We start from the raw sequence: 21,348 nt of genomic DNA on the forward strand, positions 1-21,348 counted from the left end.
TCTGTCCGGAGTTCGATGAGAAGCCGTGCCGGGAGGATGTGCCATCATGCCCGGATGTCTGATCGTGTCCTCATAGCCGACGACGATCGCGCGGTCCGTGAATCCCTCGCGCGCGCCCTGGAGTTGGAGGGGTACGACGTCGTCACCGCCGCCGACGGGGTGGAGACGCTGACCCGGGCCAGGCAGGAGTCCTTCGGCGTACTGGTCGTCGACATCATGATGCCCCACGTCGACGGCATGGGCGTGTGCCGCGTGCTGCGCGCCGACGGCGACCGCACGCCGGTCCTCATGCTCACCGCCCGATCCGCACCGCCGGACCGGGCGGCCGGCCTCGACGCCGGTGCCGACGACTACCTGCCCAAGCCTTTCGCGGTGCCCGAACTGCTGGCCCGTCTGAGAGCGTTGTTACGCAGGGCCGCACTCACACCGGAGACCGCGCAGGCGCCCTCCGCCGGTACCGTCCTGCGGATGGCGTCGCTGCGCATCGCTCCCTCGGCCCGCCGCGTGTGGTGGGGGACGGAGGAAGTGCGCCTCACCAGGACCGAGTTCGACCTGCTGGAGCTCCTGGTACGCAACGAGGGACTCGTCCTGGACCACGGGACGATCTACGGCGCGGTGTGGGGTCCCGACGTCAGGGTGGACGCCAAGAATCTCGCGACCTACGTCGGGTACCTTCGGCGAAAGCTCGGCACGACCGGAGCGCCGGACCTGATCCACACCGTGCGCGGCGTGGGTTACGCGGCACGGCCATGACACTTCGTTCGCGGTTGGCGCTCGGCTTCGCCTCCGTCGGCGCGGCGGTGGCGGTCCTGGTCGGGGCTCTGAGTTATCGCGCCGCCTCGGACCGGGTCCTTTCCGAGATCGACCGGACGCTGCGCTCGGCCGCGGTGGCACTGGCCCAGACCGAGGAAACGGACCGGCGGCCCGCGTCCTCGGAGGTGATCGCCCAGGCGCCGGAGCTCTTTCCCGGCCCCGACCTCCCCGGTCCCGGAGACGAGAAGGACCGCCGGCTGATCCTGCAGACCGTGGCCGCTGACGGAACATCCGTCCACGTCGGCGGCCCGGACGTGCGGCTGCCGGTGTCCGACCTCGCGCGACGGCTGGCCGCCTCCGGCGACACCGGGGAGTCGGCGATCACCGAGGTCGTGGTGGCGGGCCGCACCTATCGCCGGCTGACCACCGCCCTCGGCCGCGACCGGGGCGCCCTGCAGGTCGCGGTCGACGTCGACCAGACACACTTCGTACTGACCGGCATGGCCAGGGAGATCACGATGGTCAGCCTCGCCGTCATGCTGGCCGCCGCGGGCGCGGGATGGCTGGTCGCGGGACGCATCACCCGTCGCCTGGTACGACTCGCCCAGGTCGCCGAAGAGGTCAGCGCCGACGGCCGGGTCGGGTCCGAGGTGCCGGGCCTGGTGGGTGGAGAGGACGAGGTGGGCCGGCTCGCCAGGTCGTTCAGCGGAATGCTCGGCCGCATCGCTGCCGCCCGCGACGCGCAGGAGCGGCTCGTCCACGACGCCGCCCACGAGCTGCGGACCCCGCTCACCAGCCTGCGCGCCAACGCCACCGTGCTGCGCCGCGTCGCCGAGCTCTCCCCGCAGGCCCGCGATCGGCTCCTCGACGACGTCGAGGGTGAGACGGGCGAACTCGCGGATCTTGTCGACGAGTTGGTCGAGCTGGCGCTGGCCGGCGGCCATGACGAGGCGGAGGAGGCCGTAGAGCTGGCATCGGTCGCCCGCCGCGTGGCACGGCGCGTGTACCGGCGGACCGGGCGCCTGGTGCACATCGACGCCGACGGCTCCGTGGTCCGCGGCCGACCGCAGGGCCTCGAACGCGCGATGGGCAATCTTCTGGAGAACGCCGCCAAGTTCGACCACGACGGCGACGGTCTCATCGAAGTAGGCATCCGCCGCGGAGCGTTCGTTGTGTCCGACCGCGGACCGGGCATCGCCGCCGACGACCTCCCCCATGTCTTCGACCGTTTCTACCGTGCCGACTCCGCTCGCGCCCTGCCCGGCTCCGGGCTCGGACTCGCCATCGTCCGTGAGGTCGCCGAGGCCCACGGAGGCACCGTTACCGCGGGTCCTCGCCCCGGCGGCGGGGCACGGATCGGCTTCACCGTGGACGAGTCGCGCCTGCTGTGAAGCTGAGGCGATTCATTCTGGTTCGCCGACCCCGACGACAGCCCGGTCCTCCTGAATCCGGCGAGGGAGAGCGCTTTCCGGGCACACACTGCAAGGCTGATGCCCATGGCCGGGGCCCCTGGCCGTGAACAGCAGGAGGTAACAGATGGAAGAGCGGACACTTCGGCGGAGCCTGATCCCGATCGTGGCGGCGGTCCTGCTCGCATTAGGGACAGGGGAGGTCGACGCGGCAGAGTCTTCCGGGTCGGCCGCGCTCGCCGTCGCAGTCTGCGGGCACACCGCCGAACAGCCGACGCTGCGGCAGGGATCGACGGGCACCCCGGCCGTCGAGGCTCAGTGCGAGCTCAACCTGGCGACGAAGGGCAGCGGGTACACGCCGATCACGGCGGACGGCTCGTTCGGACCCGCCACTGCGGCCCGGACCCAGGCCTTCCAGCAGTGCGCCGGGCTGACCGCCGACGGCGTGATAGGCCCGCTGACCTGGGCGGCGTTGAACACCTGGGCAGCGCATCCGCAGAAGTGTTCGGTCCAGGGCTCCTCGGGCGCGGCGCAGGCCGCCGTGTGCGGTCACAGCGACGCGCGCCCCACGCTGCAATCGGGGGCGACCGGCGTCGAGGTCAGGGAGGTGCAGTGCCGCCTGAACCTGGCCATGGAACCGGGCCACTACCCTCCGCTGACGATCGACGGGAACTTCGGCGGCGGGACCGAGTCCCGGGTCGTCGAGTTCCAGAGCTGCGCCGGCCTCGGCGCGGACGGCGTCGTCGGGCCCAACACCTGGGCGGCACTCGTGGACTGGTCCAGCCGGAACGTGTACTGCACTCCGCCGCGGCCCGCGGGCTATCCGGTCGACGGCGTGGACACCGCCGAGTACCAGCACCCGGACGGCGCGCCGATCGACTGGGAGGCCGTACGGGCCGCGGGCTTCGAGTTCGCGACGGTCAAGGCCACCCGGGGTCTCAACGTCACCGACGCGTACCTCGCCACCGACCTCGAATCGGCCAGGGCGGCGGGGCTCGCCGTCGCCCCGTTCCACTTCTACACGGCCACCTCCCCTGACACCGGAGCGGCTCAGGCCGACCGGTTCATCGCCGCCGTGCGTGCGACCGGCTACACCGGGCAGCGCGCGGGCGACCTGCCGCCGGTCTTCGACCTGGAGCGGATGGACGACGGCAGCGGCCGCTGTCCCGTCTACGGAACAGTGGCCGACGCCACGGCCTGGCTCGACGCGGTGAAGGCCGCGTTCGGTCGCACGCCGATCATCTACACCCAGAAGTCGTTCCTGGACGACTGCCTGGGTTCGACCACCGCCTTCGCCGCGTACCCGCTGCAACTCGCGGACTACCGGCAGTCGATCGCCCAGCCTCCGCTGCCTGCCGGGTCGGCCACCTGGACCATGTGGCAGTACACCGACGCCGCGATCCCCGAGGGCATCCAGGCCCCGGTGACCGCGGACGTCTTCAACGGCACGCAGGCCGACCTCGACCGGCTGGCCAATCGGTGACCCGACAGGCTCCGCCGGCCGCACCGACGGTCCCGTCAGGTGACGTGGTAGTAGCCGATCGGGCTACTGCTGTGCCAGCTCAGCAGATGGGGTTCGACGTGGCTGCCGGTGAACCATGCTTCCATCACAGCGGGACCTGTTCCGCTCCTGGGGGGCGAGAAGGGGTGGAGCGGATCGCCGGGATTGTCCGCCGACACGACATCCTGATCGCCCAGGTAGATCGCCACGTGCTCGGTGTCGCTGAGGCTGCTTCCCCAGAAGATCAGGTCGCCGGGCCGCAACTGGCTGCGGGAGACGGCGTGAAGGTGACTGTTCGCGATCTCACCGCGGGTGCTGGAGTCGCCGCCGCTGCTGAGGTCGATGCCGGCGGCCAGCATGTACATCCAGCGCACGAGCCCCGAGCAGTCCAGACCCACGGTGACATCGGCCGGGCAGGGCTGGATGGCGCCGGTGTAGCCCCAGCAGCTACCCTTGGAAGGTCCGGGAGACCCCGAGTGCCCTCCGGCCCAGACGTACGGAATGTCGTGCAGCGACCCGAAGCCGTAGGGGCCCAGGACTCTTGCCTGGTCGGCGGTCTGTGCCGCCGAGGCCGGGGAGTCGAAGAGCCAGTGCGCGTACTCCGCGACGCGCGCGGCGATGGCGTCGCCGGTGGCGCAACCGGTTTCGCCGTCGATCAGCGCGCATCCGCCCGTGACGACGGTCCCGCCGTAGAGCGCGGTCTTGGTGGCGGGGCCGACGATCCCGTCCGCCGACAGACCCGCGTTCGCCTGGAAGGACGTGACGGCCGACAGCGTGGCCGGACCGAAGTCACCGTCGACGGTCAGTTGCGCGCCGCGGTGATTGAGCAGGCTCTGCAGCTCGGTGACGCAACCGTCCTTCTCGCCTTGGACGATGTACGTCGGGCAGAGGCTGGACGTCAGGTTGACCGGCGTCGGCGCCGCGGCGGTACCGCTCCCGCCCACGCCGGTGTACAGGGCGGTCTTGGTGGCGGGGCCGACGATCCCGTCCGCCGACAGACCCGCGCTCGTCTGGAAGGACGTGACGGCCGACAGCGTGGCCGGACCGAAGTCGCCGTCGACGGCGAGGCTTTGCCCGTGGGCGTTCAGCAGGCTCTGCAGGGTGATCACACAGCCGTCGATCTCGCCCTGGCGCATGAGCGCGGGGCAGGACGGAGATCGCAGGTCGACCGCCGACGTCCCCTGGCTGACACCGCCGCGGTAGAGGGCGGTCTTGGTGTCGGGGCCGACGATCCCGTCCGCGGCCAGACCCGCGCCCGACTGGAACGTCTTGACGGCCGACAGGGTCGCCTGGCCGAAGTCGCCGTCCACCGTGAGCGTCGCCCCGTGCTGGTTCAGCAGGTCCTGGAGCTCGGTGACGCAGCCGTCCTTCTCGCCCACGGTGACGTTCACCGGGCACAGAGCCGACGTCAGATCGACGCGGGCGGGGGCGCCGGCAGAGCCGCTGCCGTTGTACAGCGCCTTCTTGGTCACAGGTCCGACCACGCCGTCGACGGCGATCCCGGACTGGGACTGGAAGACACGGACCCCGGCGTATGTTCCCGGGCCGAAGACACCGTCGACGGCGATCGACTGTCCGTACAGGTTGAGCAGCCTCTGCAACTCGGCGACGCAGCCGTCGGACTCGCCCTGGCTGATGGTGGCGGGGCAGGACGCCGAGTTCAGGTTGACCGGCGCCGGGGCGGCCCGGGCGCCGGCGGTGAGCCCGGTCAGCACCGCAACGGCCAACGTCACCACGACGAGCGGCGACCAGAGCCTGCTGCGGGCCTTTCTGTGAGCGGTCATCAAGATCTCCTCTTACGTGGAGGCACAGGGCGGGAAGGGGCCGTGCGCGGGGTGCTCACGTGCTCCGGGAACAGGTGCGTGCTGTTCCCCGCGAGGACGGAGAACAGCACGCCGATCAGCACTCGCGCAGAGCGGCCCAGGTGGCCGCGTCGACGATGCCGTTCGGGATCAGCCCGTGGTCGGCCTGAAACCGCCTGAGCGCGGTCAGGAGGCCCGGCCCGAAGACACCGTCGACGGGGCCGGCGTAGTAGCCGCACTGGATGAGGAGGCACTGGACCTGTTTGACGGCCGAGCCGGTGCTGCCGTACGGGAGAGTCGGGGTCGCGGTGGTGTAATCGCAGCTCGTGTCGCTGACCTGGACGGATATCGGGACGGCGTCGGCCGTCGGGGCGGCGGCCGCCTGGCCGGCGGCTGCCGTCGCGCCGGCGACCGCCAGCACGGCGATGGTCGCCAGTCCGGCTGCGGTTCGGTGTTTGCGCACTGTGCTCGCTCCTTCCGAGGATGAGAGACCTCCCGGCCCACACCCGACGGCGGTCCGTCCTCTCCCCCGGCGGGGGACGGGCCGCCGTCGGGTCCTGCCGGGATCAGCAGCCGACGGTGCTCAGCGCGCGCCAGGTGTTGGGGCCGACGATGCCGTCGACGTCGAGATCGCAGACGTTCGTCTGGAAACTGATCACCGCGGAGCGGGTGTTGGTGCCGAAGATGCCGTCGACCGCGCCGGGCGAGTAGCCCCAGTACTTCAGGAGGCACTGGGCCTGCTTGACCGCGGAGCCGGTGGAACCGTAGGAGATCGTCGGCTTGGCCGTCGTGTAGTCGCAGCCGAAGACCGCCGCCGAGACGCCGCCCGGGGCCGCGGCCGGCGCTGCGGCGTGGGCAGCCGGAGCCAGGGCGAGGCCGCTGCCGAATGCGACGGTCGCGGCGGCGAGAGCGAGGCTCTTGCGTACGTTCATGTCCGGAGACCTTTCGGTTGTGGATGGGGCGGTGGAGTGGATCCCTGCCGCCCGTCCTGCCTCACCGATGCTGGCGGGCGGCTTCAAGTCGAGTCGAGAGCTGCCGGTCAGGTGAAGTGTCGGCGGGGCGTCCCACCTTCTGACCTGCGGGGACGACACACGGGCTGGTGTCGCGCGGGGACGGGTCGAGTGGCCGGAACGCACGCGTGGGGCCCAAGCGGAGGAACTGGTATCGGCCACTCGGCATCGCTATCCGTAGAGTGCCGATGCCAAGGGGGCAGACCGGCTGTGTGAGTGGGGGAGGGAACATGTCTCGTTGGAAGGCGCTGCCCGAGTCACTGGACCCGCAGGTCCGGCAACTCGTCGTGCACCTGCGCAGGCTGAAGGACCACAGCGGGCTGAATCTGAAGTCCCTGGAAGCCAAGACGGGGTACAGCAGGTCGTCATGGGAGCGGTATCTCAACGGGAGGAACCTGCCGCCGAGTCAGGCCGTCGAGGAGCTGGCGCGGGTGTGCGGGACGGATCCGACCCGGCTGCTCGCGCTGCACGAGGTCGCCGCGGCGTGCTGGGGGCAGGGCGGGCAGGCGGCCGAACAGGAAGGGCAGGAAGGCCGCGAGGGACAGGAGAGACGGGAGGGGCGGGAACTCCTGCTCGCGCCGGTGCCGGCGCACCGGCTGCCCAAGCGGTTGCTGCTGGTGGCGGCGGGAGCGGCGGCAGGCGCACTCGTCGCCCTGCTGGTCACCGAGCCCTGGCACGAGAGCGTGAGCCTGGCAACGGCCCACGCCGGCGCGCCGGCGAGCTACACATGTCACATCCACCGCAAGGACGGCCGCTGGTACGCGGGCCAGAGCACGACCCGGGACGACTTGGTGCAGTTCGGCGACACGGGCCCGGCCGTCGCGGAGGTGCAGTGCCTGCTGAAGCGGGCCGGCTTCTCGCCGGGCGGCATCGACGGCATCTTCGGCGAACTCACGGAGCGTGCCGTCAAACGGGAGCAGACGCAAGCGAAGTTGGTGGTCGACGGCATGGTGGGGCCGCACACCTGGGCGGCGTTGCGCGCATGACATCCCCGCCGGCGGAGCCCGAGCGCAGGCAGCTGACCGAGGGGCTCCGCGAACTCAAGGACCGTACGCGCCTCAGCCTGGCCGGTCTCGCCGAGCAGACTCCGTACAGCAAATCGGCCTGGGGACGGTATCTCGGCGGGCAGGTGCTGCCGCCGCGTGAGGCCGTCGAAGTGCTGTGCGAGCTGGCCCACGAGCCCGCAGGTCGGCTCGTGGCACTGTGGGAGCTGGCGGATCTGGCAGTCAGTCAGCGGGGTGCGGTCGAACTCCCCGAGCCCGGACCGGACATGGAACCGGAGCCGGAGATGCCGCCGGCGGCGGCGGAAGCCACGGCAGCGGTACGGCTCCGCGGTCGCGTGGCGTACGCGGGCGTCATCGCGCTCGTGCTGGTCTCCGCGGCCGCGATCGCGCTCCTGAACCACCGGTGGCCCGGCGCGGCCACCATCCCCGAAGCGTCGCCGACGGCCCCCCGGTGCCACGGGAAGTCCTGCGCCGGGGAGAGCCCCGACAACATGAGGTGCGGGAACACTCCTCGCGACCTCAGCTCCCGGCAGGCCGCCACCGGCGAGCAACTGGCGATCCGGTACAGCGTGGGGTGCGGGGCGGCCTGGGCCCGGATCTGGCGGAGCCGGATCGGCGACCGCATCGAGGTGTCCGCCCCCGGCGGACCGGCGAGAACGGCCACCGTCCACGACAAATATGACGCGGAAGGCTACCTCTTCACCCCGATGGTGGCAGTGACGGCAGGCGAGGTGGTACGCGCCTGCCTGGATCCCGCCGCAGGCGGCCCGCAGGAGTGCTTCGAGGGCACGGTCGGCCCGTAGGGCCCTTCTGATGGATCTCCGCGGGGTCGCGACGCCCGGCGCGCACCAGGCGGGTAAGTCCTGTGTCCCGTCTCGGATTTCTACTAGGCTCCCATGCCCATGGGTGTGGGGGAACCGGGCCGGGGTCGCAGGCCGTGGCGTGACCGGCTGGTCGGGCATCGTGCGGTCGCGGCCCTGCTGGCCGGGACAGCGGGGCCGGCCGTTCTGGGCGCGGTGCTCGTCGTCCTGCCGGGCGCGGTGGTCGACCACGATCTCGCCGGTGCGAGCGTCGCCGCACATGACCGGCTGCAAGCGGTGAACGACGTCCGTACGGCACTTCTGCAGGCCGTGGGCGGCATGGTCGTGCTGTTCGGCGCCTACGCCACCTGGCGTCAACTGCGCGTCAGCCAGGACAGCTTGCGCGCCACCCAGGAGGGCTATGTCACCGACCGGTTCAGCCGGGCCGTCGATCAGCTCGGCAGTGACAAACTGGAAACCCGCATCGGTGGCCTCCACGCGCTGTGGCGGATCGCGGAGCACTCCGCCCGCGACCGTGAGGCCGTCGTCTCCATCCAGGCCGCTTACCTGCGTACACACCTGCCCTGGCCGCCCACCGCACCGGGCGCTCCGGCGGCGGACGTGCCGATCAACGACGTCGTGCCGCTGGAGGTTCGTGCGGCCGACGCCCAGGTGGCGCTGACCGGGCTCGGCGTTCTGTTGCTGCATCCCCGGGAGCAGTCCTGGATCAACCTCAGCGTCACGGACCTGCGGCGGGCCGACTGCGACGGGCTGTGGCTGCACGAGGTCAACCTCGACCGGTCCTGTTTGGAGGCGGCGGGCCTGTACCGCGCCAACCTGACGCAGGCGTCTCTCGTCTCGGTCAACCTGCGGCACGCCGACCTCAAGACGGCGATCCTGCGCCGGGCCCGTTGCGTTCTGGCTGATCTCCGTGGCGCCCGGCTGGTCGAAACCGACTTGCGCGACGCGGACTTCAGCGAGGCCGACCTGCGTGAGGCGAACCTGCGCAAGGCCGACGCAGGCGGTGCCGTCTTCCGCCGTGCGGATCTGCGCCTGGCCGACCTGCGTGGCTGCGACCTGAGCACGGCCGACCTCCTTCAGGCACGTCTGACCGGCGCGCTGGCCAGCGGACACACTCGATGGCCGGCCGGTTTCGACCACGTGGCCGCCGGCGTCGTCGTCACCGAGGATCCCGGCCCCGAGCCTCCGCCGCTGCTCCAGCCTCCAGGGATAACGACCCAGCACCCGCCCCTGCGGTCCATGCCGTGACCGAGCGATCCGGGTGCAGACCGCTGCGGGGCGGCAGGGCGTTCCGGACAACGACAGCCACCGGCTGAGCGGGGGCACTGCGGTGGCTGAGCCGTCATGCGCCTGTCGTCGATCCAGGGCGGACGATCATCAGGACCACCACGATCAGCCAGGCGAGGGCAAACAGGCCGGTGATCATTGACAGCCGGGGCAGCCGGGCGATCAGGGACTCTGCGTCGGTCGACGCTTGTTCGGGCCTGTCGAGCTGGGTGACCACGTCGTCCTGGGTGCCGAGCACCGCGATGCCCAGCAGGATCGCGGCGACAGCTGTCAGTGCCATGGAGGAGATGAGCCAGGCGCTGCCCATCACGCCCATCACCTCGGCGGTGCCGACCCCGAGGACGGGGACGGTGATCCCGACCACCGAGTAGACCCGGCAAATCCGGTGCAGCAGCTGGACCGAACCCTTGGCCGACTGCTGCTCGGGGCCGTCGGCCAGTGCCTGGCGCGCGTAACGAGGGAACAGGCTCGCCGCAATGGTGACCGGTCCTATGAACAGGATTGCCGCCAGCACGTGGATGCTGAGCAGGAATTTGGCCATGGCGGTGTCTCCCCTTTTCACCCGCATGCCGCGGCGGATCCTCAGGCACACGGTTTCAGTCTGACTTAAACTCGGTCGACGATAGCATTCCCCTTTCAACAGCCCAGAACTGCCGGCTGCCCGCATCCGGCCCTGGAAGGTGGGACAGGTGACGAGCAACCCGGCCGAGCGCCCACCTCCAGTACGCCCCGCGCTGCTGCTGCTCGCCCTGGGGCGGATCGTGCGGGAGGAGGTCGAGCGCGCCCTCGAGGCCCAGGGGCTGTCACTGCGACATCTCAGCGCCCTGGGCCACCTCTCGCGCGAGCCCGGACTCTCCTACAGTGCGTTGGGGCGCAGGGCTGGAGTCACGGCGCAGAGCATGCAGGCCACTGTTCGCCAACTCGAACAAGCCGACGCCGTCCGCCGCGTGACTCCAGCAGGCCGTGGCCGCACCGCGGAACTGCGCGTCACCGAAACCGGCCGCCGGCTGCTGCGCGAGATGAACCATGCCGTCGGCTCGGTCGAGACCCCGCTGCTCGACGGACTGACGGCCGAGGAGCAGGCCGGCCTGGGCACGCTGCTGCACCGCCTTCTGGCCAGGCACCTCGGCGCCGAGACGCCCGACCGCTTCTGACAGACCACCCTGGCGTCCACACGAACCGAGCATCGTGAGGAACTCGCCGCGATCGACGATGGGCCGGTCGGCTCGGCCAAGGGGCGGGCGGCTGCCGCGCTGGAGGCGGCCTGCAAAGACCTACGCCTCGGTCGTGGTCTGGGACGCCCCCCTCTGCGTGTTGCCGTGCTGGTGGTGTTCACCCATGTGGTTCCCGGTCTCGGGAGGACCGCCCATCATGCGGAGCATGGCCCGCCCACCGGTTTGCCAGAAGCGCGCCAGGAGCAGGGCGGCGAGGACGAGGAAGGCAAGGTTGAGCCACGTGGTGCAGTTCCAGCTGATGCCTCCTTTCCACAGCACCACCGCCAGCGGCACGTTGCCGATGGAACACACGAACGAGGCGACTGCCACGAGGGGGCCGATCACGGGCCCCCACAGTTTGGCCGCCAGGGGATGCCCGCGGTGCTGTTCGTCGCCGCAGGCGCAGAGGCTTCTCCGCCTCCAGGGCGATCAGCGACGCCGCGTGGCCGAGCAGAAGGTGGTCGACCGGGGTGAGCGGGCGGTCGGCGACCAGTATCAGCCGGCCGTGCACGCGGGGGCCCACACGCATCTGCTGGACGGCGATCACTCCGTCCGGTCCAGGTGCCGCGACAGCACGTCGGCGACGGCCTCGGTGTGCTCCGACACATAGAAGTGGCCGCCGGTGAACACCCTCAGGTCGAAGGGACCTGTGGTGTGCTCCCGCCAGGCCCGGGCTTCCTCCACCGAGGTCTTCGGGTCGGCGTCGCCGGTCAGGGCGACGACGGGGCAGCCGACGGCGGCACCCTGGACGGCGCGGTAGCTCTCGACCGCCTTGTAATCCGCGCGCAGGGACGGCAGGAGCAGCCGGACGAGGTCCTCGTCGTCCAGCACCTGCGGTGCGGTGCCGTTCAGCGCGCGGATCTCCCGCAGCAGGGCGTCGTCCCCCTTCAGGTGCAGATTTTCCGTACGGTGCCGGGAAGGCGCCCGATGCCCGGAGACAAACAGGGCCATGGGCTCCACGCCCGACTTCTCTTCCAGCCGCCGGGCGACCTCGAAGGCGACGCACGCCCCCATGCTGTGGCCGAACAGTGCGAGCGGGCGTTCGGTCCCCAGGGCCTCGGTGAGTGCCTCGAAGGTCTGGTCGGCCAGTTCCCGCAGGTCCTCGATCGCCGGTTCGCGATGCCTGTCCTGCCGGCCCGGATACTGCACGGCCACGACGTCCAGCCGCTCGGACAGCGTGCGGGACAGTGCGTGGAAGGACGTGGCCGAGCCACCGGCATGCGGGAAGCACACGAGGGTGGCGGCGCCGGGCGGGGCCGGGTGACCGCGGCGGATCCATGGGGTGTCCGTCGGTGTGGATGTCATGACGTGGTCCTCTTCCTCTCCGCGTCCGGGTACGCGGCCGGCACGGCCGATGTGGCGTGGTCGTGGATCAGGGGCGGTGGCGGGCCGGGACCGCTGATCTCCGTGAGTGCACCGGCCGGTCCGGTCCGAACGGGGGCGGCGGGGGCCCGACGCGGGGAGGTCCTGGCCGGGGCTGGATCCGGTGCTGATGGGCATGGCCGAGTGCGGCGGACGCGAGGGAGCACACCAACGCTGCGGCAGGTGCTGCCGGATCGCCCTGCGCGACCGTGCCTCGGTGCGCCTCCCGGCCCGCGGTGCCCGCCCGGTTGAGCGAGCGGGCTGCGGGCGGCCTCGGCCCGGAGCCGTCCGCATCACCGGCGGCCTGCCACATTCACACGCCGACCCCGTGGCGGGCGACCGAGCCGCCATGGAGCGCCGAGCCGGCGGAATCCGAGAAAGGGCTGTCAGCCGGGTGGCAGACCCTCCGACACCAGCCGCATGGTGGCCGGTTCGTTTCTGTGGTCCGGTACCAGGTGCAGGCGCTGTACGTCTGCCTCCGGCGGCGTGCCGCATGCAGACGTACAGGTGCACGGGTCCGTGGTGAACCCCGCGAACCGGTAGGCGATCTCCATCATCCGATTGCGCCCGGTCTGCCGTAGGTCCGCGACGAGGTGCACCCCTGCCTTGAAGGCCTGGCCGATCAGCCAGTTCAGAATCACGGCACCGGCGCCGAAGGACACCACCCGGCAAGACGTGGCCAACAGTTTGAGGTGCCAGAACTCGGCGTTCCTCGCCAGCAGGAGCACACCCACCGCACCGTGCGGACCGAACCGGTCGGCCATGCTGATCACCAAAACGTCGTGCGCGGGATCGTCGCACAGCTCGCGCAACGCCGAGTCGGAGTAGTGCACGCCGGTCGCGTTCATCTGGCTGGTGCGCAGGGTCAGTTCCTCGACCCTGGCCAGGTCCTCCTTCTCCGCCCCGGCGATCCGCATGACCAGCTCCAGCGAGCGGAGAAAGTCCTCGTCCGGGCCGGTGAAGGCGGACTGCTCGGCCGCCCGGCGGAAGTTCGCCTGGTACATCCGGCGCCGCTGACGGGAGTCCTCGGTCACCGCGGCCGGCGTGAACTCGGGCAGGCCAGGCAGGTCGAGCACCTGTTCGTGCGAGTAGCAGCGTACTTCGGGCAGGTGGTAGGTGACCTCCGCGCGCTCGGCGGGCTGATCGTCGATGAAGGCGATGGCGGTGTGCGCGAAACGCAGCTCGTCGGCGATCCTGCGTACCGAGTCGGACTTCGGTCCCCAGCCGATCGCGGGCAGCAGGAAGTACTCGGCGATCCCGAGTCGCTCCAGCTTCTGCCAGGCCAGGTCGTGGTCGTTCTTGCTGGCCACCGACTGGAGGATGCCACGCGAGTCGAGGGTGACGATCACGTCGCGCACCGCGTCCGGCAGCCGGACCTCGTCGTCCTCGAGGAGGGTTCCCTGCCACAGGGTGTTGTCCAGGTCCCAGACCAGGCACTTCACCGGTACGGTCCCGTCAGCCACGGTTCCTCCCCGCGGTTGCCATCGCATGCTGGGCGAGCACGATCTGGCAGATCTCGGTGGTGCCCTCGATGATCTCCATGAGCTTGGCGTCCCGGTACGCGCGCGCGACCGGGGTGCCGTCCTGTGCGGCGCGGGAAGCCAGCAGCTGCACTGCCGAAGCCGCGCCCCTGGTCGCGTTGCCCGAGCTGACGTGCTTGGCCAGCACCGCCTCGACGACCAGGTCGGGATCACCCGAGTCCCAGCGCCCGCTGGCGTGCTCGCAGGCGGTGGTCGCCACCCGTTCGGCCACCAGAAGTTCGGCGAGGCGCCTGGCCACGAGCTGGTGTTCGGCGAGCGGCTTGCCGAACTGTGAGCGGGATCGGGCATGGGCGGTGGACTCGCGCAGGCAGGCACGCAGGATGCCGACGCATCCCCAGGCCACCGACATCCGCCCGTACGTCAGCGCCGTGGTGACCACCATCGCCAGTGCCTGGCCGCCGCCGCCGAGCACCGCGCCGGCCGGCAGGCGAACCGAGTCGAGGAGGACATCGGCGTGCCCGGCGGCCCGGCAGCCGACCGGGTTCGGGACGGGCTCCACATGGACGCCCCGCGCGGTGCTGGGGACCACGACGACAGCCGCGTCCGTTCCGAACCTGCCGACGACCACGATCAGGTCGGCGTAGGCCGCCGCGGTGACCCAGACCTTCCGTCCCGTCACGACGACCTCGTCGCCGTCGGGTTCGATGCGGGTCTCGATGGCGGACAGGTCGCTGCCCGCGCCCGGCTCGCTGAAGGCCATGGCCGCGAGGCCGCCGCTCGTCAGCTCCGTCAGGTGGGCGCGCCGCTGATCGGGGGCTCCGAACCGCCCGATGGCCCAGGCCGCCATCCCCTGCGAGGTCTGTACGCTCCGCACGGAACTGCACAGGCTGCCGGTGTGCGCCGTGAGTTCGCCGTTGTCCGCGCTGCTCAGACCGAGCCCGCCGTATTCCGGCGACACCTGGGCGCACAGCACCCCCCGGCTGCCCAGCTCGCGCAGCACCGGAAGCGGCAGCTCGCCGGCCAGGTCCCAGGCGTCGGCCCGGTCGCCGACGAGTTCACCGACCAGTGTCCGAGCGTCGGCGAGGTGTTCAGCCACGGCTTTCACCGGCTTGCAACTCCCGCACCAGCGTTGCCATCGACCGGACGCTTCGGAAGTTGGCCAGCCGCAGGTTGCCACCCAGGATCGACACCTCGAAGGTCTTCTCCAGGTGGACGACCAGCTCCATCGCGAACATCGAGGTCACCAGACCGGACTCGAACAGGTCCTGGTCCACGAGCACATCGGTCTTGAGTCTGCCCACCAGGTATGACCTCAGCGTCTCCTCGATGGCGCCCGAGTCCGTACCCGGTTCCTGGTCCGTCGTCATGAGAGTGCCTCCCTGTAGTCGTAGAAGCCGCGGCCGGACTTGCGGCCCAGGTCGCCGTCACGGACTTTCGCCAGCAGTTGGTCGCACGGTCGGTAGCGCTGCTCGCCGGTCCGCTCGTACAGCGCCGCGAGCGAGTCGACGAGGTTGTCGAGACCGATCAGGTCGGCGGTGCGCAGCGGCCCGGTTCGGTGCCCGAGGCACCCCACCATCAGGGTGTCGACATCCTCGGGCGTGGCCACTGCCTCGTCGACCAGTCGCGCGGCGTCGTTGAGCATCGGGTGCAACAGCCTGCTGGTGACGAACCCCGGGGAGTCGCGCACCACGACGGCCCGGCGGTTCAGGGCGGCCAGCAGTGAGGTGACCGCGGTCACCGTCGCCTCGTCCGTGCGGGGGCCCCGGATCACCTCGACCAGGTCGATGAGGTACGCCGGGTTCATGAAGTGTGTGCCGATCAGCTGCCGTGGCCTTGGCAGTCGATCGGCGAGTACGTCGATCGGGATGCCCGAGGTGTTGGAGATCAGGGGGGTGTCGGCGTCGACGAAGCCGGCGACGTCGGTGAGGACCTCGACCTTGGTGGCCTGGTGCTCGACGACGGCCTCGACCACGGCGCGTGCACCGGCCAGCGCACTCATCGACGTGGTGGTCACGAGCCGACCCGGCGCGCGGTCGGGGGGCAGCGCGTCCATCATCCGCGCGTGCCGCAACTGGGTCTCGATCGTGCGCTCGGCCCGGTCCAGCACACCTTGTTCGACATCGAGCAGCACGACCGGCAGGCCGCTGCCCAGCACGGTTGTCGCGATGCCCATCCCCATCACACCCGCACCCAGAACGGCAACCGGACGTTCCTGGCAATCAGCCGCCACATGCGCCTCCGATAATCGCGTTCGATTACGGCCCAATACCGAGGGCGAACTCGATCGATGCTAGCAGCACTTAAGGGCGGATCAATAAGGGTGAGATGGCTCACACGGAGTCGGAGGCAATGGTTTATCCCAATTTTCCGCCCCGATCTCGGGTGACACGAATTTAAACGTGGAGAGGTCGATTGACGTGACGGCCGATCGTCCGCAGACTCTTTGCAAGTCGTCACCCAGGCATCGGTGCGATGACCCTGCGCTGGCGAAACTGCTGGTGAGGTGCCCTTTAGGGGTGCCGAGCCGGACTCTCGCACGCTTGATTCCGTTGGGCTGCCCTTTTCTGGAAACGACTTCCCTTTGGTGCGGAGAACGGCACGCTCACGCTCCTCACCACCTGACTTTCACCGCGATCCTCAATGTCAAGGTGACGTCGTTGTCAATGTATTGCTTTCCCTGCTTGCGAGGCGTTGCTTTTCTGCTGCCGAGGCATTGTTTCTCTGCTTGCGATTTCCTTGTTCGACTTCCAGGAGGGCGCGGATGGTAGGCGACGACAAACTGCTTGACTACCTCAAGCGGGTCACCGCGGAACTCGACCTGACCACCGAACGCCTGCGGGCGACCGAGGAGCGTCAGCGGGAACCGGTCGCGATCATCGGGATGAGTTGCCGCTTCCCCGGCGGGGTGGAGTCACCGGAAGACCTGTGGCGAGTGGTGACCGAGGGCCGGGACGTCGTCTCGGACTTCCCGACCGACCGCGGCTGGCCGCTCGCGTCGCCGAGCACCGCCGCACCCGGTGAACCCGGTGAACCAGGTGAACCCGCGGCTGCCCACGTCCGCCGCGGCGGTTTCCTGGCCGGTGCCGACCAGTTCGACGCCGGCTTCTTCGGCATCGCACCGCGCGAGGCACTTGCGATGGATCCGCAGCAGCGGTTACTGCTGGAGATCGCCTGGGAGACCTTCGAACGAGCGGGGATCGACCCCGCTTCGCTGCGGGGCAGCCGCACCGGGGTGTTCGCCGGGATGATGGGCTCGGACTACGCCCTCTCCGCGTTCCCCGTGCCGACCCCTCTCCTGGGGCACCTCATCACCGGGGCCTCGGGCAGTGTCGTCTCAGGGCGCATCTCCTACACCTTCGGTCTGCGCGGCCCTTCGATGACCGTGGACACGGCCTGTTCCTCGTCTCTGGTGGCCCTGCACCTGGCGGCTCAGTCCCTGCGCGCGGGCGAGTGCGATCTGGCGCTGGCCGGCGGGGTGTCGGTGATGTCCACCCCGACCACCTTCTCCGTGTTCGCCCAGCACGGCGGCCTCGCGCCGGACGGGCGCTGCAAGTCCTTCGCGGCCGCGGCCGACGGAACCGGCTGGAGCGAGGGGGTCGGCGCGCTGCTGGTGGAACGGTTGTCGGACGCGCGACGCAACGGACATCGGGTGCTGGCCGTACTCCGCGGCTCCTCGGTCAACTCCGACGGCGCGTCCAACGGCATCACCGCTCCGAACGGGACGGCGCAGCAGCAGGTCGTCGAGGCCGCGGTGGCCGCGGCCGGCCTGTCGGTGAACGACATCGACGCGGTGGAGGGGCACGGCACGGGCACCAGGCTCGGCGACCCCATCGAGGCACAGGCGCTGCTGGCCTCCTACGGCCGCAACCGGCCGGCCGACCGGCCGCTGTGGCTGGGTTCGGTCAAGTCCAACCTCGGTCACACGCAGGCGGCGGCGGGCGTGGCCGGTGTGATCAAGATGGTGCTCGCGATGCGGCACGGAGTGCTGCCCGGCACGCTGCACGTGGACGAACCCAGCGACCGGGTGGACTGGTCCGGCGGCGCGGTCCGCCTGCTCACCACCACGCGGGCGTGGCCGGAGACGGACGGGCCACGAAGGGCCGGCGTCTCGTCGTTCGGAGTGAGCGGCACCAACGCCCATGTCGTGCTCGAACAGGCGCCGACGGCTTCGGACAAGGAACGGCGCACACCGGACGTCGTCGTGCCCTGGGTGCTCTCGGCCCGCTCACGGGCGGGGCTGCGCGCCCAGGCCGAGCGCCTGCGTGCGCACGTGCTCGAGCACGACCCGCACCCGGCCGATGTCGGCCATACGCTCGCGGTGACCCGCACCACCCACGACCACCGCGCCGTCGTACTCGGGACCGGCCGGACGTCCCTTCTGGACGGTCTGAGCGCGTTGGCCGAGCAGTCGGGGCGGGGTGCCGGCCTCACCCAGGGGCACTGCGCGGAAGCAGCACGGCGACCGGTCCTGGTCTTCCCCGGACAGGGCACGGAGTGGGAGGGGATGGCCCGCGAACTGCTCGACACGGAACCGGTGTTCGCCACCCGGCTGGCCGAGTGCGCCACTGCGGTCGGCGAATACGTCGACTGGTCGGTGCTGGACGTGGTGCGGGGTGCCGACGGCGCGCCGGGAGTGGACCGGGTGGACGTGCTCCAACCGGTGCTGTTCGCGACCATGGTGTCCCTGGCGGAGCTGTGGCTCTCGTACGGTGTGACGCCCGCGGCCGTCGTCGGGCACTCCCAGGGCGAGATCGCGGCCGCCTGCGTGTCGGGGGCGTTGTCCCTGCGGGACGCGGCGCGCGTGGTCGCCCTGCGCAGCAAGTCGCTGCGGCGGCTGTGCGGCCTGGGCGGAATGCTCTCCATGGTGGCGTCGGTCGAGGAGACGGCGGAGTTGCTCGAACCGTGGCGCGAGCGCCTGTGGGTCGCGGCGGTCAACGGGCCGACAGCGGTGACGGTGTCCGGCGACGCCGACGCCCTTCAGGAGTTCGAGCGTGAAGTCTCCCGCCGGGGCATGCTGCGCTGGCGCGTCCCGGGAGTGGACTTCGCCGCACACTCGGGGCACGCCGACATGCTCCGGGAGGAGATCGAGACATCCCTCGCGGGCATCACGCCGCGCGGCACGGCCGGGATCCCCTTCTACTCAACGGTCACCGGCGGACGGCGGGACTCCTCAGGCCTGGACGCCGCTTACTGGTACGACAACCTGCGCCGGCCCGTCAGGCTGGACGCCGCCGTGCGCGCCCTGCTCGACGCGGGGCACGGTCTGTTCGTGGAGGTCAGCCCGCAGCCCGTGCTGACGACGGGGGTGCAGGACCTGATCGACGAGTCGGGCCGGGAGGCCGCCGTCATCGGCACGCTGCGGCGCGGCCACGGCGGTCGGGAGCAGTTCCTGTCCGCCGTGGCCGAGGTCCACGTCCGTGGCGGTGCCGTCGACTGGCGCCCCGCCTTCACCGACGCCGAGCTCGTCGACCTGCCGACCTACGCCTTCCAGCGGGAGCGCTACTGGCTGGCCGACGAGGGCGGGCGGGAGGAGACCGTGCCCGCGGCGACGACGGCGGACGCGGTGACCCGGCCGTTCTGGGACCCGGTGGACCGTGGCGACCTGCCCGCGCTGACCCGGTTGCTCGGAGTCGCGGCCGACACCCCGCTCCAGGCGGCCCTGCCCGCCCTCGCCTCCTGGCGCCGACAGGCCGAGGAGAAGGCTGTTGCGGACTCGTGGCGGTACCGGGTGGCCTGGACGCCATTGGCGCCGACCGGCACGCAGGCCCCGCAGGGCGCGTGGGTGGTCGTCGTACCGGCGGCGCACGAGCAGGACGAACGGGTCCGTGCGGTGCTCGCGCACCTGGTGGGCAGCGGCGCGGCTGTCAGGACGGTGACGCTGTCGGTGAACGACGCGCACCGCGAACGGATCGCCGAACTGCTCCGGGACGCGGTGGGCGACCCGCAGACGGTCGCCGGGGCGGTGTCGTTGCTGGCACTGGCCGAGGAACCCCACCCGGACCACCCCGCGCTCCCCACCGGTGTGGCGTTGACGCTGGCTCTGGTCCAAGCCATGACGGCGGCCCGGACCACGGCGAGGCTGTGGTGCCTGACCTGGGGTGCGACATCGGCCCACGGCCGGGCACCCAGTCCCGCCCAGGCCCAGGTCTGGGGCCTCGGACTGGCGGTGGCGCAGGAGCACCCGAGGCTGTGGGCGGGCCTGGTGGACCTGCCCGCGGTGCCCGAACCCTCCGCCGAGGCACGGCTGACCGGCGTCCTGTCGGGCGGGACCGGTGAGGACCAGATCGCGTTGACGGCGTCGGGCGCGATGGCCCGCAGACTGGTCAGGGCCGGTGCTCCGGAGCGCGACGGCGAGCCGTGGCGGCCGCGGGACACCGTCCTGGTGACCGGCGGCACGGGTGCGCTGGGCTCACGGGTCGCCCGGTGGGCGGCCCGGCACGGCGCCCGGCACGTGGTGTTGCTCAGCCGCAGGGGTGCCCAGGCCCCCGGCGCCGGCGAACTGGCCGCGGAACTGGCCGGATTCGGCGCCACGGTCGCGTTCGAGGCCTGCGACACCGCCGATCTCGCGGGCCTCACCGAGGTGCTCGCCCGTGTTCCCGAGGAGTCACCGCTGCGCGCGGTGGTGCACGCCGCGGCCGTGAGCGGCGCCTACGCGCCGGCCTCGGCGACGACGGTGGCGGAGTTCGCCGAAGTGGTCTCGGGCAAGGCCGTGGGCGCGGCGAACCTGGACGCCGTCCTCGCGGACACCCCGCTGGACGCTTTCGTACTGATGGCGTCGCTCTCCGGGGTGCTGGGCGGCGCCGGCCACGCCGCCTACAGCGCGGCGAACGCCTTTCTCGACGCCCTGGCGGAACAGCGCCGCGCGAACGGGCGGGCGGCCACGTCGATCGCCTGGGGCGGCTGGACCGAGACCGGTCTGTCGGACACGCCGGACGAACTGCGGGAGCTGTTCGACCGGCTCGGGGTCAGGGCCATGGCCCCCGAGCCGGCGATCACCGCGCTGAGTCGGGCCGTCGAGGACGGCGCGGCGACATCGGTGGTGGCGGACCTGGACTGGTCGCTCTTCATCCCCGCGTTCACCGCCCTGCGGCCGAGCCCCCTGGTCGCGAACTTCGCCGACGGTCCGCGCGGCGACGACGTGGACCGGCCGGCGCCGCTGCGGGAACGGCTGGCCGGGCACTCCCCCGCCGAGCAGGAGGACATCCTGCTCGACCTGGTGCGTGAGCGCGCCGCGGGCGTGCTGCGGCAACCGGAACCGGAAGCGGTCGAGCCCGACCGCAGCTTCCGCGACCTGGGCTTCGACTCGCTGATGTCCGTCGAACTGCGCAACCGCCTCAACGCCGCCACCGGCCTGCGGCTGCCGACCACCGTGGTCTTCGAGCACCCGACCCCGCAGGTCCTCGCCCGCCGGCTGCACTCCGAACTCGCGCCGGCGGACGACACCGGCCTGCCGGTGGCCACCTTCGCCGAACTGGACCGTCTGGAAGCCAGTCTGAACACCACTCCCTTCACGGCCGAGGCGAGAGCCCGGGTGACCGCTCGCCTGTCCGCTCTGGTGACGAACTGGACCGCGGCCGCCCCCGGCGATGCGGTGGCCGGGGTGATCCCGGACGGGGCCGGCGACGAGGAGATGTTCCGGTACCTGCACGACAACTTCGGCATCTCCTGATTCCACCCGGCCAACCCACCGACCGAGGAGTGTCC

Annotated in this window: 17 protein-coding genes and 1 pseudogene; 8 read left to right on the top strand and 10 right to left on the bottom strand. The window is 71.2% G+C overall.

Annotated features, from left to right (window positions below; genetic code table 11):
* Positions 1-54: 54 nt before the first annotated feature.
* From ABT057_RS24435 to ABT057_RS24445, 3 genes are all read left to right on the top strand, one after another.
* A complete protein-coding gene (locus ABT057_RS24435; protein WP_352345693.1) occupies positions 55-753 on the top strand; it encodes a response regulator transcription factor in 699 nt (232 codons plus the stop codon).
* The gene (locus ABT057_RS24440; RefSeq protein ID WP_352345694.1) at positions 750-2,144 is read left to right on the top strand and encodes a sensor histidine kinase; all 1,395 of its coding nucleotides are present in this window, start codon (positions 750-752) and stop codon (positions 2,142-2,144) included. The genes ABT057_RS24435 and ABT057_RS24440 overlap by 4 nt, the downstream gene beginning before the upstream one ends.
* 145 nt (positions 2,145-2,289) lie before the next feature.
* On the top strand, positions 2,290-3,645 hold the full coding sequence (locus ABT057_RS24445; protein WP_352345695.1) for a GH25 family lysozyme: 1,356 nt from the start codon (positions 2,290-2,292) through the stop codon (positions 3,643-3,645).
* A 35-nt stretch (positions 3,646-3,680) separates the two neighbouring features.
* On the opposite strand, the gene ABT057_RS24450 is transcribed toward ABT057_RS24445, so the two are convergent.
* From ABT057_RS24450 to ABT057_RS24460, 3 genes are all read right to left on the bottom strand, one after another.
* Entirely contained in the window at positions 3,681-5,447 is a 1,767-nt protein-coding gene (locus tag ABT057_RS24450) for a C40 family peptidase (protein WP_352345696.1), read from the bottom strand.
* A gap of 115 nt (positions 5,448-5,562) precedes the next feature.
* Positions 5,563-5,928 carry a peptidoglycan-binding domain-containing protein gene (locus tag ABT057_RS24455; protein WP_352345697.1) on the bottom strand — a complete coding sequence of 122 codons (366 nt, stop codon included), beginning with the start codon at positions 5,926-5,928 and terminating at the stop codon, positions 5,563-5,565.
* Between the two features lie 103 nt (positions 5,929-6,031).
* Complete coding sequence (locus tag ABT057_RS24460) at positions 6,032-6,397, bottom strand: peptidoglycan-binding domain-containing protein (RefSeq protein WP_352345698.1); 366 nt, start codon at positions 6,395-6,397, stop codon at positions 6,032-6,034.
* A gap of 308 nt (positions 6,398-6,705) precedes the next feature.
* Here ABT057_RS24460 and ABT057_RS24465 point away from each other — a divergent pair, with 308 nt between their 5' ends.
* The 3 genes from ABT057_RS24465 (at position 6,706) to ABT057_RS24475 (ending at position 9,548) form a co-directional block, all read left to right on the top strand.
* The gene (locus tag ABT057_RS24465) at positions 6,706-7,461 is read left to right on the top strand and encodes a peptidoglycan-binding protein (RefSeq protein ID WP_352345699.1); all 756 of its coding nucleotides are present in this window, start codon (positions 6,706-6,708) and stop codon (positions 7,459-7,461) included.
* Positions 7,458-8,282 carry a helix-turn-helix domain-containing protein gene (locus ABT057_RS24470; protein WP_352345700.1) on the top strand — a complete coding sequence of 275 codons (825 nt, stop codon included), beginning with the start codon at positions 7,458-7,460 and terminating at the stop codon, positions 8,280-8,282. Before ABT057_RS24465 ends, ABT057_RS24470 begins: the two co-directional genes overlap by 4 nt.
* 99 nt (positions 8,283-8,381) lie before the next feature.
* A complete protein-coding gene (locus tag ABT057_RS24475) occupies positions 8,382-9,548 on the top strand; it encodes a pentapeptide repeat-containing protein (protein WP_352345749.1) in 1,167 nt (388 codons plus the stop codon).
* A gap of 94 nt (positions 9,549-9,642) precedes the next feature.
* Here the strand turns inward: ABT057_RS24475 and ABT057_RS24480 are convergent, their stop codons facing one another.
* On the bottom strand, positions 9,643-10,128 hold the full coding sequence (locus ABT057_RS24480; protein WP_352345701.1) for a DUF2269 family protein: 486 nt from the start codon (positions 10,126-10,128) through the stop codon (positions 9,643-9,645).
* A gap of 148 nt (positions 10,129-10,276) precedes the next feature.
* Between ABT057_RS24480 and ABT057_RS24485 the strand changes: the two genes are divergently transcribed.
* Entirely contained in the window at positions 10,277-10,741 is a 465-nt protein-coding gene (locus ABT057_RS24485; RefSeq protein ID WP_352345702.1) for a MarR family winged helix-turn-helix transcriptional regulator, read from the top strand.
* Positions 10,742-10,861: 120 nt separating this feature from the next.
* On the opposite strand, the pseudogene ABT057_RS24490 reads toward ABT057_RS24485, so the two are convergent.
* The 6 genes and pseudogenes from ABT057_RS24490 to ABT057_RS24515 form a co-directional block, all read right to left on the bottom strand.
* Positions 10,862-11,179: pseudogene (locus ABT057_RS24490) on the bottom strand (hypothetical protein); the annotation flags it as partial.
* A 165-nt stretch (positions 11,180-11,344) separates the two neighbouring features.
* Positions 11,345-12,106: a thioesterase II family protein gene (locus tag ABT057_RS24495; RefSeq protein WP_352345703.1), complete on the bottom strand. Its 762-nt coding sequence runs from the start codon at positions 12,104-12,106 to the stop codon at positions 11,345-11,347.
* Positions 12,107-12,549: 443 nt separating this feature from the next.
* On the bottom strand, positions 12,550-13,653 hold the full coding sequence (locus ABT057_RS24500; protein ID WP_502973960.1) for an HAD-IIIC family phosphatase: 1,104 nt from the start codon (positions 13,651-13,653) through the stop codon (positions 12,550-12,552).
* Positions 13,619-14,740 (bottom strand): acyl-CoA dehydrogenase family protein, encoded by a 1,122-nt coding sequence (locus ABT057_RS24505; protein WP_352345705.1) that lies wholly within the window; start codon positions 14,738-14,740, stop codon positions 13,619-13,621. Before ABT057_RS24505 ends, ABT057_RS24500 begins: the two co-directional genes overlap by 35 nt.
* The gene (locus ABT057_RS24510) at positions 14,733-15,011 is read right to left on the bottom strand and encodes a phosphopantetheine-binding protein (RefSeq protein WP_352345706.1); all 279 of its coding nucleotides are present in this window, start codon (positions 15,009-15,011) and stop codon (positions 14,733-14,735) included. The genes ABT057_RS24505 and ABT057_RS24510 overlap by 8 nt, the downstream gene beginning before the upstream one ends.
* Positions 15,008-15,874, bottom strand: coding sequence for a 3-hydroxyacyl-CoA dehydrogenase family protein (locus ABT057_RS24515; RefSeq protein WP_352345707.1), 867 nt, complete (start codon positions 15,872-15,874; stop codon positions 15,008-15,010). Before ABT057_RS24515 ends, ABT057_RS24510 begins: the two co-directional genes overlap by 4 nt.
* A 531-nt stretch (positions 15,875-16,405) precedes the next feature.
* On the opposite strand from ABT057_RS24515, the gene ABT057_RS24520 reads away from it, so the two are divergent.
* Positions 16,406-21,313, top strand: a complete 4,908-nt coding sequence (locus ABT057_RS24520; protein ID WP_352345708.1) for a type I polyketide synthase — start codon at positions 16,406-16,408, stop codon at positions 21,311-21,313.
* The last annotated feature ends 35 nt before the right edge of the window (positions 21,314-21,348 follow it).

This window comes from Streptomyces sp. NPDC002588, from assembly GCF_040295925.1.
Classification (GTDB): domain Bacteria; phylum Actinomycetota; class Actinomycetes; order Streptomycetales; family Streptomycetaceae; genus Streptomyces.

Excerpts from the sequence above, each read along its gene's own strand:
- ABT057_RS24495 (WP_352345703.1), bottom strand. The coding sequence starts at position 12,106 with ATGACATCCACACCGACGGACACCCCATGGATCCGCCGCGGTCACCCG.
- ABT057_RS24475 (WP_352345749.1), top strand. The coding sequence starts at position 8,382 with ATGGGTGTGGGGGAACCGGGCCGGGGTCGCAGGCCGTGGCGTGACCGG.
- ABT057_RS24450 (WP_352345696.1), bottom strand. The coding sequence starts at position 5,447 with ATGACCGCTCACAGAAAGGCCCGCAGCAGGCTCTGGTCGCCGCTCGTC.
- ABT057_RS24500 (WP_502973960.1), bottom strand. The coding sequence starts at position 13,653 with ATGCGATGGCAACCGCGGGGAGGAACCGTGGCTGACGGGACCGTACCG.
- ABT057_RS24435 (WP_352345693.1), top strand. The coding sequence starts at position 55 with ATGTCTGATCGTGTCCTCATAGCCGACGACGATCGCGCGGTCCGTGAA.
- ABT057_RS24460 (WP_352345698.1), bottom strand. The coding sequence starts at position 6,397 with ATGAACGTACGCAAGAGCCTCGCTCTCGCCGCCGCGACCGTCGCATTC.
- ABT057_RS24465 (WP_352345699.1), top strand. The coding sequence starts at position 6,706 with ATGTCTCGTTGGAAGGCGCTGCCCGAGTCACTGGACCCGCAGGTCCGG.
- ABT057_RS24480 (WP_352345701.1), bottom strand. The coding sequence starts at position 10,128 with ATGGCCAAATTCCTGCTCAGCATCCACGTGCTGGCGGCAATCCTGTTC.
- ABT057_RS24440 (WP_352345694.1), top strand. The coding sequence starts at position 750 with ATGACACTTCGTTCGCGGTTGGCGCTCGGCTTCGCCTCCGTCGGCGCG.
- ABT057_RS24445 (WP_352345695.1), top strand. The coding sequence starts at position 2,290 with ATGGAAGAGCGGACACTTCGGCGGAGCCTGATCCCGATCGTGGCGGCG.
- ABT057_RS24520 (WP_352345708.1), top strand. The coding sequence starts at position 16,406 with ATGGTAGGCGACGACAAACTGCTTGACTACCTCAAGCGGGTCACCGCG.
- ABT057_RS24510 (WP_352345706.1), bottom strand. The coding sequence starts at position 15,011 with ATGACGACGGACCAGGAACCGGGTACGGACTCGGGCGCCATCGAGGAG.
- ABT057_RS24470 (WP_352345700.1), top strand. The coding sequence starts at position 7,458 with ATGACATCCCCGCCGGCGGAGCCCGAGCGCAGGCAGCTGACCGAGGGG.